Raw genomic sequence first — 14,993 nt, forward strand, 5'->3', positions numbered from 1 at the left:
TTATTCGCCGATAACTTCTTTCATTTTAAGACCATTTTTAATTCCTTTAATACACCCATTATGTTCACTTTCATGGAATAATGAGAACAATAATAGCTCTCCTATCGTCTCAAGCTTTAATGGACCAGCTTCAAATGGTTGAGCTATTTTCTCATCTAAGCGATTTTCAAATGTCTCCTTTACACGATACATTTGTTCTTGAAGAATGTTTTTAATTTCTTCTAACGAAGGTGGCTCTTTTGTCCACTCCGAAGGGCGTGTACCTTTTTGAAATAATTCTGCATAACCTTCTGGAATGTTAACAGGTTCACCAGAGAAATGAAATACAATTTGTTCTAACGAAACATATACATGTCCCGCCTGCCATAAAAGGTGATGCGGGAACCCATCAGGTATTTCCTGAGCCATCTCTTCAGAAACATCATTTAAGTTGTGTAAAAGGACATGTCGAACGAACTCATATTGATTAAATAAAGAACGATTTTCCATCTTTCATTTCCCCCAATCCATTAAAAATATGTTGCTAACTTATCATCAAGCGTACTGGACCAGCCTTGGTTATGATTTTGAGCAGCTTCCTCACTTGGAAGGCAATCATGAACGATGGCAAGCTCCATTGATTTCTCACTAATTTCCTTAAATAACACTGTGACAACCGTTTCCGGAAACTCTTGCTCATCACTTTCCCATTTCCAAGTAAATACTAGCTTCTCATTTGGCATAACTTCTAAATACTTTCCGACTAATACATGTTTTTGGCCCTCTGCATTTTCCATAACTAAACGATAGGTACCTTTTGCTTCGACATTCATTTCCTCAATAGCTACTTGATACCCTTTAGGTCCCATCCACATTTTAAACTGCTCTGGCTTTGTCCATGCTTCAAACATACGCTTAGCCGATACGGCATACTCACGTTTTAATTCTAGAGTAAATAACTTATCTGGACTCATCGTAATCATTCATCTTCCTCCTTCGTTTCCATTAAAAATTGTTCCAATCTTGTTAGACGATCCTCCCAGAAGCTACGCCAATAGTGTAGCCATTCAATAGCATCCTTCATTTTTTCAGGCTGTAAAAAATAATACTTATACCGCCCCTCCTTCCGAAAGGAAACGATCTGTGCCTTTTCAAGCACTTTCAAATGCTTCGTAACGGCTGGCAATGACATATCAAAGGGTTCAGCTAACTTCTTAACAGTCTTTTCCCCTTTTGAAAGCTCTTCAATAATTTTCCTTCTGGTAGGATCTGAAAGAACAGAAAATACATCATCTAAGTGATTCTCTTGATAGTTAACCATATGGTTAACTATAATTCATTAATTTATATTCGTCAAGGAGCTTACCTCGGTTCTTTTATTTTCTCGGTGCAACATGATTTCTTTCATTCCTCTTATTTCTTAAAAACCCAATTTTGGAAGGTTTTATTTCATTGAAGCATTTAGATAACAAGAAATAAACATAGCTATTTACACAAAAAGTTTCTTTAAGTAAAATTTATTTGACTAGGCAAACTTTTATTTTTTTATCTAAAAAGTTTCCTTAGACCAAAATAATGTCTTTAATGCAAAAAAGGAGGTAGTAGTTTGCAGTTAATTTCTCATCTAATCGTCATCATTCGTCTACTTTTTGGCATTGGCTGGTTTTTGGCAGGATGGACGAAAATAGTAGAAAAACAGTGGTTCCACCAACCAGGACAATTTTTAAGTAACTATTTAACCGAGTCTTTACAAAAAGAGAATGTCCCAAGCTTTTATAAATTATTTATTGAGCATGTTGCATTAGAACACGTTCTTTTTTTCAATTACACCATTCCAATTGCGCAAATGGTATTAGGTATTTTTCTACTTATAGGCCTTTTTACCATCCCATCCATTCTCTTTTGTCTTTTTATGCATATTAATTTCATTTTATCAGGAAATATGAACTTTCTTAGCCTTACCCTCTATACAAGTGGATTTATTCTTCTTTTGTTTCGCTCCCACTTACAAGTATGGAGTTTTAATATGAAAAACCTTTACCAATCTTCAACAAAATCAAATAAGTTCTCTAATGAAGATCAAGCAACTATATAATTTAATATAAAAGGAGGTGTCCCAATGTAGCTGGGACACCCATTCTTTCTTTGAAAATACAAGACTTTTCTAAAATAATTGTTTTTGGTCATACACTTCATTGCGAAAGGCGGACTCTTTCCGTGGGCACAGCCTGTCTATTTTCGGCTCCACTTTTCTAATAGTCTCCTCATCTCGCAAGCTCGTCAGCGGGGTATTAGGCTCGTGCTGTACTCTAAGAGGATACTTCATAAACGTGAGTAGATCCTATGATTGAGCCTCTCTTGCGGAACTATTTTTCTCAGTTTTATGAAAAAATTTTATCGCTACTTCTTTTTAATGGCACCCATATGGAATCACTCAATCATTGCCTTCTTACACGTGATGAACTAAAAGAAGACCTTAAAGTTAAGGAACTTAGCTCCACAATTATTGTTCCAAACGATGGGGAAACATTATATAACTTGTAAACTGATTAAATGCGTCGATGCTAGAAAAACATCGACGTATTTTTTCGTTTTTCATCTTTTTGTTAAAACCATCCAAAAAGATACGTATTTCTTTTGCAGAAATAGGGCAAATACAATATGCTTAAAGATAGATACGTATTGATCCATTTTCAATTACATTTTGTAACTGCAAAAATAATGATTTAGCAAACTTGCTTATTTATTTCCCTTCATACAAATGGCTAGCTAAATAATCTTACTTGTAGTATCTAGCTTTCCACGTCAAACTTACCATTAATTTTGAATTTCTCAACTCTCTCTAAAAAAATTAGATAAATCTCTTTACAAAAACAAGATTTTATATAATAATAAATTTGTGATTAGAATTATTATAATCTAAATCAAGTACAAGGAGGCTAATGACTATGTCATTAATCGGTAAAGAGGTAAAACCTTTTGCAGCGAAAGCATTCAAAAACGGTGAATTCATCGACGTAACAAACGAAGATTTAAAAGGTCAATGGAGTGTATTCTGCTTCTATCCAGCAGATTTCACATTCGTATGCCCAACTGAACTTGAAGACCTTCAAAACCATTACGCTGAATTAAAAGAACTTGGCGTTGAAGTATACTCTATCTCAACTGATACACACTTCACACACAAAGGTTGGCACGATAGCTCTGAAACAATCGGTAAAATCGAGTACGCAATGATCGGTGACCCATCTCAAACAATTTCTCGTAACTTCGAAGTATTAAACGAAGAAGAAGGTCTTGCTGATCGTGGTACATTCATCATCGATCCAGACGGTGTTATCCAAGCAGTAGAAATTAACGCTGGCGGAATCGGCCGTGATGCAAGCACATTAATCAACAAAATCAAAGCAGCTCAATACGTTCGCAACAACCCAGGCGAAGTTTGCCCTGCAAAATGGCAAGAAGGCGGAAAAACACTTAAGCCAAGCCTTGATTTAGTAGGTAAAATTTAAGGAGCGGAATAAAAAATGGTACTTGAAGCAGATATTAAGACACAGTTAAATCAATACTTACAGCTATTAGAAAGCGATATTGTCTTAAAAGTCAGTGCAGGTACCGATGAGATTTCAAAAGAGATGCTAGCTCTTGTCAATGAGCTAGCATCTATGTCATCTCAAATATCGGTAGAACATGCACAATTAAAAAGAACACCAAGCTTTAGCGTGAACCGTGTAGGCGAAGACACAGGTGTCACATTTGCCGGTGTTCCATTAGGACATGAATTCACCTCTTTAGTACTTGCCCTCTTACAAGTAAGTGGCCGAGCACCAAAAGTTGACGAAAGTGTTATTACAAAAATTAAAAACTTAAAAGGTGAATATCACTTCGAATCTTATGTTAGCTTAAGTTGTCACAACTGTCCAGAGGTAGTTCAAGCCTTAAACATGATGAGCGTTTTAAATCCGGGTATTACCCATACGATGATCGATGGCGCGGCTTTCAAAGAAGAAGCTGAGAGTAAAAACATCATGGCTGTACCATCAGTATTCTTAAATGGGGAATTCTTCAGTGGTGGACGCATGACAATTGACGAAATCCTTGCTAAGCTTGGAGACGGTCCAAGTGCGGAGGAATTTTCCTCAAAAGAACCGTACGATGTACTCGTAGTAGGTGGAGGACCTGCTGGATCGAGTGCGGCCATTTATGCTGCTCGTAAAGGCATTCGTACAGGTATCGTTGCCGAACGTTTCGGTGGCCAAGTGCTTGATACAATGAGCATTGAAAACTTTATTAGTGTCAAACATACAGAAGGACCAAAACTTGTGGCAAGCCTTGAAGAGCACGTAAAAGATTATAACGTGGACGTGATGAATTTACAGCGTGCCGTTCGCTTAGAGAAGAAAGATTTATTCGAAGTCGAACTTGAAAATGGCGCTGTACTACAAAGTAAATCTGTTATTATTTCAACAGGTGCGCGTTGGCGCAACTTAGGCATTCCTGGCGAACAAGAGTTCAAGAATAAAGGGGTAGCCTATTGTCCACACTGTGACGGACCACTATTCGAAGGTAAGCACGTAGCGGTAATCGGCGGAGGAAACTCCGGTGTCGAAGCTGCCATCGACTTAGCTGGTATCGTCGACCATGTCACATTATTTGAATATATGCCAGAATTAAAAGCAGACGAAGTCCTTCAAAAGCGTCTCTATAGCCTACCAAACGTAACTGTACTAAAAAATGTACAAACGAAAGAAATTACAGGAACAGATAGCGTTGAAGGCATCACATACATCGACCGTGAAACGGGCGAAGAAAAACAAATTGCATTACAAGGCGTCTTTGTACAAATCGGCCTTGTTCCAAATACAGATTGGCTCGAAGGAACTCTTGAGCGTACACGCTTCGGTGAAATCATCGTAGACCAACACGGCGCTACAAGCATTCCGGGAGTCTTTGCAGCAGGTGACTGCACAAATAGCCCTTACAAACAAATCATCATCTCCATGGGTTCAGGGGCTACAGCAGCACTAGGTGCATTCGACTATTTAATTCGCAATTAATATCATAGGGACACACAATTTATAAAACACCCCTGCCAAAGAGCTATTTTTGGCAGGGGTGTTTTTTGCGCTGGAATAATTAATTAATTCTGAAGATTGCCCTCCTATAAATAGAATAATAATTTACGAGACTTCAATTGTAAGATACAATAAAATTACCTAAAATTTACATATAAGAGAGGTGTTAATAATGGCGAGTGTACAAACATTGATGTCGTGGACTTTTTACGAAGAAGTTTCTGTCCCAAATGACATTGAACAATTGCTAATTGAAGGAGAAAAAGCGGAGGTCGCTTATAAAACTGTCCGTGACGTTGCAGTTGTAACTAACAAACGTTTTATTATCGCTGATCGACAGGGGATCACTGGGAAGAAAGTAGAAATATATACAATTCCTTTTAATTCGATTGTCATGTATTCGAGTGAAAATGGCGGTATGCTTGATATGAATGCAGAGATTGAACTTTGGACTAAAGCAGGACAATTCAAATTAAATCTAAATAAGAATGTTGATATTCGTAAGTTAGATCGCCTTATTGCTCAGCACATCTTGTAATCAAAAATCAGTAATGCTGTCCAAAAAGTACAGCACTTTTTTATCCTAATTTAAATCGGTTAAACTCATTCGGTGGCGGACGCTTTCCGCGGGCACGGCCTGTCTAGTTACGGCTCCTAGCGTCTACCGAACGACTCTCTCCCTCCCCTGCGATAAGTCGATATCTGCTCGTTTTACTCGTAGTATCTCCTTTATCTCAGTACGGAAGAGTCTCCCGTCAGTACAACGCTGGGCAGTCGCCGCCACCTTTCTTTCATTCAAAACCAATTGGAGAAATACTAGCTACTTTTCTCCCCTCATTCGATTTAAGGGACTTATAAGACATCCCCATTGATTCTTTTAGTCCTATCTATTTCGAGAGAAGTTTGTTATATGTTCATTCCACACTATTTAACACAACCACTACTTTAAACAAATCTCCGTCCATTTCAATGTCTAGTTGACCTTCGTGGAGGTCGATAATGGATTTGGCAATTGCAAGTCCTAAACCAGATCCTTCGGTGTGCCGAGATTCATCTCCACGTTTGAACCTTTCAAGTAACTCATCAAGGTTCTCGCTTAGTTCATATTTTGAGACATTTTTAAATGTCATCATCGCTTGATTTTCTACCTGTTGAAGTTGGATATAGACACGTGAATGTTCCAATGAGTATTTCAGGATGTTCCCAATTAAGTTATCGAATACGCGCCACAGCTTCTGCCCGTCCACGTAAGCATATACTGGCTTCTCTGCCGTCTTAATACGGAATTGAAGGTTGGATTCATTGATCCATTCATCGTATTCAGCTAGTGATTGATGCAGTAGTTGATTCAAGTCCACTCTTTCTTTCGTCAGTTCAATGTTACCACTCGTCATTTTCGACACTTCAAACAAGTCGTCGATTAATACTTTCAATCTTTTCGACTTCCGATCGATAATTTCTACGTAGGCGGCTCGTTCTTCTTCTGATAATCCCTCTTTCTTAAGCAGCTCGGTATACGTAATGACAGACGTCAACGGTGTACGTAAATCGTGACTTACATTCGTAATCAGCTCCGTCTTTAATCGCTCACTTTTCGCTTGTACCTTTTGGGATTTTTTCACCGCTTCTTCCATTGCCGCAATATGTCGTGCTATCGACGCAAAAATTGACTGTCCCTCTATTGACAGCTCTTTTCCTTTTTGTCCGTTTGCCAGTGCCTCTGTTTTCTCTGCAATTTTGTTTAAATAGCCAACTTGTGTCATGAGCACCTTCACAACTGGAATTCCTACAACTCCAATTAAAATAAGGTAAAAAAGCAAGTGAAAAGGTGAAATGAAAGCCATTCCTAACAGAACTCCTAAAGCATAAATTGCACCTAACAGTAAAAGCATTTGCGTACCCGTTTTCCAGTTTAAAAAGGCGTTTCGAAACGCATCCTTCAGTTGAAGAAGGACTCTGACGCCCCATTTCGCTATTTTATACATAATGGCGTTCTGCCATTGTTTACTTAAGTTATTTATAGATGTACTCTTTAATAGCAAGATGAATTGAACAAACGTAATTGCCCATAAAACGGAAGCTCCAACAAATGCCACAATCCCTTCCATACGAAGCGGAATCATATAAGGTTTCACAAGCAAACTTAACACGAACGCGACTATACTCATACCGATAAATGCTACAATTCTTACATCGATTGGAAGCTTCTCGTATCCAGCACTCCATGAGTTTATCGCACCCCGTACCGTTTTCGACTTCCATAACATGAAAAATCCAATAAATAACCAACAAAAACTAAAGATTGTGTAAGCGAACAACCCCGTTCTCAACATTTGTTCTTGTTCATACTGTTCCATTAACTCATTTGATGAGGAAAGGGACTTTGGTACACCTATTTTCCCTACAAACACTTCCGTAGGTGAAGGACTCTCAATGCCAAGATCATCGTAAAAATGAAATTCATCGCTCGTCATCTTCATTTCTTTTATGTAGTGCATGGTTTCAGCTTTTATCTCTTCATTGTTTGGTAAGTTTGTATACACTTTCCCAGCTTTATTGCTTTCAAAGTAATAGACAAAACTATCTTTGTATGGCAAAGAGTTTTCATAATCGTATTCTTTCTCTTCGAAATAAGACTCAATTGCTTGCTCTTTTTCTTTTCGAATTTTCGCTTCGACATGTTCGTCACTTTCAAAATTTAGTTGAATATCTTCTAGTTTAGTATCACGTTCTTCTGTTAACACCTTTACTAAGGCTTCATCCCCCATTGCAGCTGCTTCTTCAATGCGGCCCTCATATTGACCTCTAATATTGATTAACTGCTCAGAGAGTGAACCGTATCGATAGCGATGCTCTAAAATCTCTTCTTCCGTTACAACAATTTTCTCTTTCACTTCTTCTTCAGTGATTCCACTCAGTTCAGTAAATGCAATATACTGAGACCATTCCCCAACATACGACTGAAAAGATTGTGATTCAAAGTAATTTTTCGTTAGAAGTAATTGACTGTAACTATAAAACGAAAGCAAGCTGCTAAACCCAATTGTCATGACCATGCAAAATAACAAAATGATTCGTTTACCTCTCCATTTTGTAGCCAATTCCCCACACCACCTTTAAATACCTTGGATTTTTTGGATCAATTTCAATTTTCTCGCGAATTTTTCGAATGTGAACCGCTACTGTATTTTCGGCATTATATCCGGGCTCCTTCCATACAGACTCATAGATTTCATCAATGGAAAACACCCGCCCAGCATGCTTCATTAACAATTCCACAATCTTGTACTCAATCGGCGTCAACTTAACCGGTTCTCCATGAACTTTTACTTCTTTAGCCGCTATATCGAGCGTTAATCCATTCAAATCAATAACTTTTTGGACCCCTTCATACGTTCCTAGCGTTACATATCGTCGCAATTGAGATTTCACACGCGCTACAAGCTCCATTGGATTAAATGGCTTCGTGACATAATCGTCCGCTCCGACTTGAAGACCTAAAATCTTATCGGTATCTTCACTTTTGGCGCTCAACATAATAATCGGGATATTCCTCGTTTCCCGAATTTTATAGGTTGCTGCAATTCCATCAAGTTTTGGCATCATCACATCGACAATCATTAGATGAATCTCATACTCTTCTAGTAGCTGTAATGCTTCCAAGCCATCCTTTGCTTTTAATACCGTAATCCCTTCATTTTTCAAATAAATCTCGATTGCATCTCTTATTTCTTTCTCATCATCAACGACCAGTACAAAATACTCGTTCATTTCTACCCCCAGCTTTCTATATATCTCGTACTATCTTAATCATAAAAAGAAAATCTTAACAATTTCTCGTTAAAAATCTTAAGATTTTCTTAAGACAAAAAAAAGCCGTGCTTTCGTAGCATGGCTTAAATATTTTGTATTTGTTTCATGTGGAACATTACTTCCACCGCTCTAATCGATGAATCTTTCGAACGTATAGGCTAGCAAGAAACTTAGGAAACCCCATTTCCATCATTTTTTCTTTTACTAATTCTTTCATATCCTCAACGGTAAAGTCCTTTTGTACGAACTCCCCATCCTGATAGCAATATTTACAGTACTTTGTACTTCGTTGTCGGTTTTTTTCCGTTCCCCGATCTTCCACTTTTTTTAATGGCATCGCACAACTTTGACAATGCTTTGACATATCATCCCTCTTCCTTTCCATCCTTTGTTTCAAAGGTCTTGTAAATTCGCTTAATCCGTTTTAATTGAGGTGGAGTCAAATACGGTTCTCTTTTTTTCAAAACCGTTAAAAAAGCTGTTACATTCTCCTCCGTTACCGCCCTCATTGTACTTTCGGCGTGTTGAGGAACTTCTTTCGGTCGACACGTTTCCAAATGGTTTAAGAGAAAGGGAAAAATCTTTCTATTATTCGATTCATTCACTGATGCTAAGGTAGCAAGCGTAAATATTCCTTTATCGACGGTTATAACAGAACCTGTCTGAATAGCTGTGAAAATTGTACGTAAATGGTTCATCATCAATGAAGAAGATAAATGGGCCACCGTTGATAAAGCAGTCATCGCTCCCCATACCATTCGGTTATTTCGACTTTTAAGAAATGAAAGAAACGTTTCAGTTTCATGTTGAATCAGATGAGGGTTTCGTTTCCCAATCTCGTAAACTACTTTCATACAGTCCTGTTGTATTTTTTTATCTGGATTGTGCAAGTTTTGAATAACCTCGTTAATCCCTTCTAAATCTTCGTATTTCACTAGTTGTTCTGCTAGTTCAATATTAGGCGCTTCGTCCTTTCGCCCTAACTGTGAAGATAACTGATTCAATCTCGTCAATGGAACCCCTCTTTTCTGCTTCATTGCTCTTATCGTACAGGATGAAATCGGACAACTGTCTGTCGTATTTTTAATAGAGATCATAAATTTTTTTCGCACGTTCTTTGAGCATATGTCGAACATGGTCCGGCTTTAATACTTCTACTTCGTCACCTAAGCTTAAAAGCATACGATAAATCCACTCATCTTCCGGAAATGTCTCGGTTAAATAAAATAAGCCGTCTTCACCAAACTGTAAATCTTCAAACTCGAAAAAATCCTCTAACTGGTTTAACGCGTGCTTTGAAAATTTAAGTGTTAACGTCACTTCTTTCCCACCTTGGTGATACGACGGTATGGATGGAATATCTACATGCGTTGCGGCCTTTTCTTGAAGGACGTTGACCTCCCTCATTCTTCCTAGCTTAAACAGGCGAAAATCGTTTCGTAAAAGGCAGTACGCATAGACATACCACTTATTTAACTTCAAAAGCAAGGTAAGAGGCTCTACCTTTCGAACAGAGTGATTTCCATTCATATCAATATAGGTAAACGACACAACACGTTGGGATTCAATGGCTTCTTTCAATATCTGAACTTTTTCCGATCGTTTTTCGGCTTTTCCCCATCCACTAAAGTCTAGTTGAATAGTTGAGCGTTTGTTTTGTCGGCTCGTAGCTTTTAGCACGTTCAGTTTATCGATAATGTGCTGAAGCTGTTGATCGCCATACGCCTTTAATACTCCGTTTAATGCTGTCATGAGAAGCTCATGTTCATCTTCTTTTAAAAAACCATTTCGGATTTTAAACTCTTTAACGATGCTGTACCCGCCATTTACTCCTTTCGTCGATACGATTGGAATCCCTGCCATATTGATCGAGTCCATATCTCGCTGAATGGTTCGCACCGACACTTCAAACTCTTCAGCAAGTTCTCTTGCTGTTACTTGGTCTTTATTTAACAACTTCATGACAATCGCAAGTAATCGTTCTAATTTCATCGTTATTTCTCCTATTGTTTCGATCTTACCTTCTATTTTACCCAATGACTTTCTGTCGAGTAGGTGTTGAAAGCCAACGAAAAAAAGCATCTGACTTCTCGTGTAAGTCAAATGCTTTAAGACGTTCAAAAGTCTCTTGGTCGAAACCGAATTTTTCAACTATATGCAAGCTCGCGACTATGAAGCCCAAGCGTTTGCGCTGTTGTTCGTTCAATTTCTTTTAATAAGTTTGGATTGTCTACTAGCGATTCTCCGTAAGATGGAATCATTTCTCTAATTTTCGGCACCCAATCATGCATTTTATCTCCAAAGCAGCGTTCAATTACTTCAAGCATGACATGAACAGCCGTCGAAGCACCTGGTGATGCGCCGAGTAACGCAGCAATCGATCCATCGGCAGAACAGATCACTTCTGTACCGAATTGAAGGGTACCTTTTCCGCCTGTTTCCGTATCTTTAATCACCTGTACACGTTGTCCTGCAACGACAATATCCCAATCCTCTAATTTTGCCGTGGGGATGAACTCGCGTAATTCTTCTAAACGCTTTTCGTTTGATAATAGAACTTGCTGAATGAGATACTTTGTCAGTGCCATTTCTTTGACACCGGCCGCAAGCATCGTCAGGACATTATTGACGTTAACAGAGCGAATTAAATCTAAATTCGATCCGTTCTTTAAAAACTTAGGTGAGAACCCTGCAAACGGTCCGAACAGTAACGACTTTTTGTTGTCGATATAACGCGTATCAAGATGCGGGACTGACATCGGTGGAGCTCCCACCTTCGCTTTCCCATATACTTTGGCGTGATGTTTTTCGACTACCTCTGGATTATTACAAACCATAAATAGCCCGCTTACTGGGAAGCCACCGATGTTTTTAGACTCCGGAATGCCCGTCTTTTGAAGTAATGGCAAGCTTCCCCCTCCAGCACCAATAAACACGAACTTCGCCATATGATACTCTACTTCGCCACTTTCAAGATTTTTCACCTTAAGCTCCCACGAACCATCTGCATTTCGCTTCATGTTTTCAACGGAATGCTTATAGTGAACCTCTACATTTTGTTTCTGTAAATGTTCAAACAAAAGACGTGTTAAAGCACCAAAATTGACATCCGTTCCTGAGTCGATTTTGGTCGCTGCGATCGGTTCTGCCGATTCACGCCCTTCCATCATTAGCGGAATCCACTCTTTTAGCCTTTCACGGTCTTCTGTAAATTCCATTCCTTGAAACAATGGATGATTCACAAGCGCATCGAAACGCTTCTTTAAGAATTGAACATTTTCTTCCCCTTGAACAATGCTCATATGCGGAATCGGACGAATAAAATCCTCTGCTCGTGGAATTAATCCAGCATTCACAAGATACGACCAAAATTGCCGCGAAACGTGGAACTGCTCATTGATTTTAATCGCTTTAGTCACATCAATTGAGCCATCGGACTTCTCTGGTGTGTAATTCAATTCACACAAAGCAGCATGGCCTGTCCCAGCATTATTCCATTCGTTTGAGCTCTCCTCCCCTGCTTTCGGGAGCTTCTCAAACACCTTAATCTCCCACTCTGGTGCCAATTCTTTTAGTAAAGTCCCCAAAGTCGCGCTCATAACACCAGCACCAATTAATATTACATCTGTTTTATGAAGCATTTTGTTCATTTTGACCTTCCCCTTATCCCCTATTGTTGTCAAAAATGTAGGTATTCCTACTTTATATATCACAAAAACAAAGTGCAACTTATGAACACAACACTACTCTATTCTATTTTACTATTTCACCAGATATTTTTTTATACTATTATCTAAAAATTATAAACTATTTAAAAGTAGTAAAAAAGTGTAATTTTCATCCACGGTAAAAGGGAAAGAAAAAAATCCCTTTCAAAAGCAACGAGCTATGTGGACATTTTCCCACAAAAATGAAATTCTTTTGGAAGGTTGGGAAGGCAAGGGCATGAGAGACTAAAACTTCCAAGTATAGATATTATAAAAGATTGAATTCTAACGTATTCTATCGTCTTCCAGTTAAAATGAAAAACATCACCTGTTTATATTTTCACCGCCCTTGTATTTCCTTAATACTTCTCCCACCTAGAAAGGCATGACCGGTCTGTAAAGTTCGTATTGTAGTAAATCCGTAACGACTATAAACCTTTTCCACTTTTTCATTGATTGGGTGAACCCATAGTTTTTCTAGTTGTAGTCTTTTAGCTTCTCTCTGTATATGCTGTAACAATAAGCCAATTAATCCTTTTCCTCTATACTCTTCGACTGTGGCGACACTTTCTATTCTCCCTTGATTCCCGTGAACGAATAAACACGCAGTGGAACAAGGTTTTCCGTTATATTTTAGAAGATAATGGGTATAACGTTCATCATTAAATTCGGTTTCAAACGCCTTTTCGCGAACCGCTTTTCCACCAAACTCATTAATCTGACACTCAACCGATAAAGCTTCATGATAATTCTTACTGGTTACTTTCTCTATCGTGACATCATTATTCGTTGGTAACGATATGATTTCATTTGACCAAAGCTGAATTGGCTGCGCAAAATCTTCAAACTGAAATCCCTTCTCTTTTAGTTTCGCAACAAAACTCGTTAAAGACTCAAGATTATATAAATAAAACCTTGGAATCACATTCAAACCTTCATAAAATGAGATGACCTCATCGATTACTTTCTCAGGATTTTCAGGCTGTTTACTTATATGGGCGTGGTTGGCATCGTAATAGTCTGGTTGGTCCTCGTTCCAAAATAAAACACCCCACGGTTGATCCTTTTTATTGGAAAAGGACTGTAAAAGTGCAAAATCTAACTCTTCAATTTGTTTTATTAAACTTATTTCATCTCCTACTTTTCCTGTTTGTTTATTCATAATCCACCAATCCCCTTTAACCATATTATTTGTATTTATGATACCGTTTCCCATTGTTTATATAAAGATTTGGACACATGATTCTCTCTTCAGATTTCACTCCAATAAATGAGCGTTGAATGTCACTTACTTATATACCGACACACACGAAAACCCAATCCTAGACATCGTGGCTAGAATTGGGCTTTAAAAGGAACTTTAGCTATACCCTCTCTAAAGCATTAGAAGTTTTCTTTTAGGTTGCTCATTTTCTTTACTTCTAAGTAGATTGTGTTTTTCTAAGTATTGATAGTTTGATAAAAAGATTGAAACAAGTCATAATCATCAACAGATATAAAAAGAAAATGCTTCTTTCTTGAAATAGATAAACGATTGCACTCCCCATTAAAGGTGCAAATCCTACTGCTATATCTAATAAAACCAAAAATATATTTTCAGTTTGCACATAAGTTTTAACCATCTTTACCTTTTGATTTATAAACATGTACAGAAACCATATCGTTAAAAGTAAAAAAAAGTAATTATGTGGTGAGCTTTCTTTTTGGAAAACATAAAAACATACTGGTGAAATGATCAAGAAAAAATAAGCCGATATTTTATCTTTCATACAGGAACCCTCCGGTATTGTTTAGTGCAAAAATTAAATGCATAGCAATGCAACTTTTCAATGCAGATAATTGCAATTTAAAATACACGATCATAGAAGCACGATTTAATATGGACAAGAGAACATGATAGCCCCCTAACGGCAGAGCTAGACCCCTTGAAAAGTCTGGTCTTCTGGCAGATAATCATGTTTCGAAGAGGTGGTTGCAATTATCTGTACTCTAGGTTTGCAAAATACAGTTGTTGATTTGACCACCTTGATTGTCATTCAAATAATAATTATTATCTTTTATGTAATTTAAAAGGTATTTTTAACACCAAGAACTTTTAAAAAGCTATACCCTCTATTTCTAGAGTCTCTTCCTTTATGAACTGTTCGAGCTGTCTAGCTAAATCATCAATTTGATTTATTTCAGTTAGTAAGTAAAAGTTAGAGCATATGTTATATGGTGGTTGCTTCTTATTGTCTACATTCACTTCAATCCCGACAATACCTCTTCTTTCATGCAGAAAAAACCTTAATGATAGAAAATGTGTAGTGCTCTCTGTTTCATGTCCTGTTATCAGGTAAACTCATGTTTTCCTAGCTGATTTGAAAAATTAATGATACCTTCTCGAAGTTCATCTAAACATGCGTTATCTAAATATATA

At 37.8% G+C, this 14,993-nt stretch carries 15 protein-coding genes; 4 read left to right on the forward strand and 11 right to left on the reverse strand.

The features are described from left to right. Genes ML543_RS09870 through ML543_RS09880 form a run of 3 tightly spaced genes read right to left on the reverse strand, consistent with a single transcriptional unit; the run spans position 1 to position 1,300 of the window. A complete protein-coding gene (locus tag ML543_RS09870) occupies positions 1–489 on the reverse strand; it encodes a DinB family protein (RefSeq protein WP_243387180.1) in 489 nt (162 codons plus the stop codon). A gap of 20 nt (positions 490–509) precedes the next feature. Next, on the reverse strand, positions 510–962 hold the full coding sequence (locus tag ML543_RS09875; RefSeq protein WP_243387181.1) for an SRPBCC family protein: 453 nt from the start codon (positions 960–962) through the stop codon (positions 510–512). Continuing rightward, positions 959–1,300 (reverse strand): ArsR/SmtB family transcription factor, encoded by a 342-nt coding sequence (locus ML543_RS09880; protein ID WP_243387182.1) that lies wholly within the window; start codon positions 1,298–1,300, stop codon positions 959–961. The genes ML543_RS09875 and ML543_RS09880 overlap by 4 nt, the downstream gene beginning before the upstream one ends. 285 nt (positions 1,301–1,585) lie before the next feature. Here ML543_RS09880 and ML543_RS09885 point away from each other — a divergent pair, with 285 nt between their 5' ends. The 4 genes from ML543_RS09885 (at position 1,586) to ML543_RS09900 (ending at position 5,592) form a co-directional block, all read left to right on the forward strand. Further along, positions 1,586–2,074 carry a TQO small subunit DoxD gene (locus tag ML543_RS09885; protein WP_243387183.1) on the forward strand — a complete coding sequence of 163 codons (489 nt, stop codon included), beginning with the start codon at positions 1,586–1,588 and terminating at the stop codon, positions 2,072–2,074. An 853-nt stretch (positions 2,075–2,927) separates the two neighbouring features. After that, complete coding sequence (gene ahpC / locus ML543_RS09890) at positions 2,928–3,491, forward strand: alkyl hydroperoxide reductase subunit C (RefSeq protein WP_243387184.1); 564 nt, start codon at positions 2,928–2,930, stop codon at positions 3,489–3,491. 15 nt (positions 3,492–3,506) lie between these two features. Further along, the gene (ahpF, locus tag ML543_RS09895; RefSeq protein ID WP_243387185.1) at positions 3,507–5,036 is read left to right on the forward strand and encodes an alkyl hydroperoxide reductase subunit F; all 1,530 of its coding nucleotides are present in this window, start codon (positions 3,507–3,509) and stop codon (positions 5,034–5,036) included. A 190-nt stretch (positions 5,037–5,226) separates the two neighbouring features. Then, on the forward strand, positions 5,227–5,592 hold the full coding sequence (locus ML543_RS09900) for a PH domain-containing protein (RefSeq protein WP_243387186.1): 366 nt from the start codon (positions 5,227–5,229) through the stop codon (positions 5,590–5,592). Positions 5,593–5,968: 376 nt separating this feature from the next. Here ML543_RS09900 and ML543_RS09905 read toward each other — a convergent pair whose 3' ends face one another. From ML543_RS09905 to ML543_RS09940, 8 genes are all read right to left on the reverse strand, one after another. Continuing rightward, on the reverse strand, positions 5,969–8,155 hold the full coding sequence (locus ML543_RS09905; protein WP_243387187.1) for a sensor histidine kinase: 2,187 nt from the start codon (positions 8,153–8,155) through the stop codon (positions 5,969–5,971). Next, the gene (locus ML543_RS09910; protein ID WP_243387188.1) at positions 8,133–8,825 is read right to left on the reverse strand and encodes a response regulator transcription factor; all 693 of its coding nucleotides are present in this window, start codon (positions 8,823–8,825) and stop codon (positions 8,133–8,135) included. Before ML543_RS09910 ends, ML543_RS09905 begins: the two co-directional genes overlap by 23 nt. 157 nt (positions 8,826–8,982) lie before the next feature. Further along, the gene (locus tag ML543_RS09915) at positions 8,983–9,231 is read right to left on the reverse strand and encodes a zinc ribbon domain-containing protein (protein WP_243387189.1); all 249 of its coding nucleotides are present in this window, start codon (positions 9,229–9,231) and stop codon (positions 8,983–8,985) included. A gap of 1 nt (position 9,232) precedes the next feature. After that, on the reverse strand, positions 9,233–9,880 hold the full coding sequence (locus tag ML543_RS09920) for a hypothetical protein (protein WP_243387190.1): 648 nt from the start codon (positions 9,878–9,880) through the stop codon (positions 9,233–9,235). 70 nt (positions 9,881–9,950) lie between these two features. After that, entirely contained in the window at positions 9,951–10,859 is a 909-nt protein-coding gene (locus ML543_RS09925; RefSeq protein ID WP_243387191.1) for a helix-turn-helix transcriptional regulator, read from the reverse strand. A 155-nt stretch (positions 10,860–11,014) separates the two neighbouring features. Further along, a complete protein-coding gene (locus ML543_RS09930; protein ID WP_243387192.1) occupies positions 11,015–12,517 on the reverse strand; it encodes a malate:quinone oxidoreductase in 1,503 nt (500 codons plus the stop codon). 397 nt (positions 12,518–12,914) lie between these two features. Further along, positions 12,915–13,736 carry a GNAT family N-acetyltransferase gene (locus tag ML543_RS09935; protein WP_279326631.1) on the reverse strand — a complete coding sequence of 274 codons (822 nt, stop codon included), beginning with the start codon at positions 13,734–13,736 and terminating at the stop codon, positions 12,915–12,917. A 259-nt stretch (positions 13,737–13,995) separates the two neighbouring features. Beyond that, positions 13,996–14,343, reverse strand: coding sequence for a hypothetical protein (locus ML543_RS09940; RefSeq protein WP_243387193.1), 348 nt, complete (start codon positions 14,341–14,343; stop codon positions 13,996–13,998). Positions 14,344–14,993: the final 650 nt, after the last annotated feature.

The organism is Bacillus kexueae (assembly GCF_022809095.1).
In the GTDB taxonomy this organism is placed as follows: Bacteria; Bacillota; Bacilli; order Bacillales; family Aeribacillaceae; genus Bacillus_BZ; species Bacillus_BZ kexueae.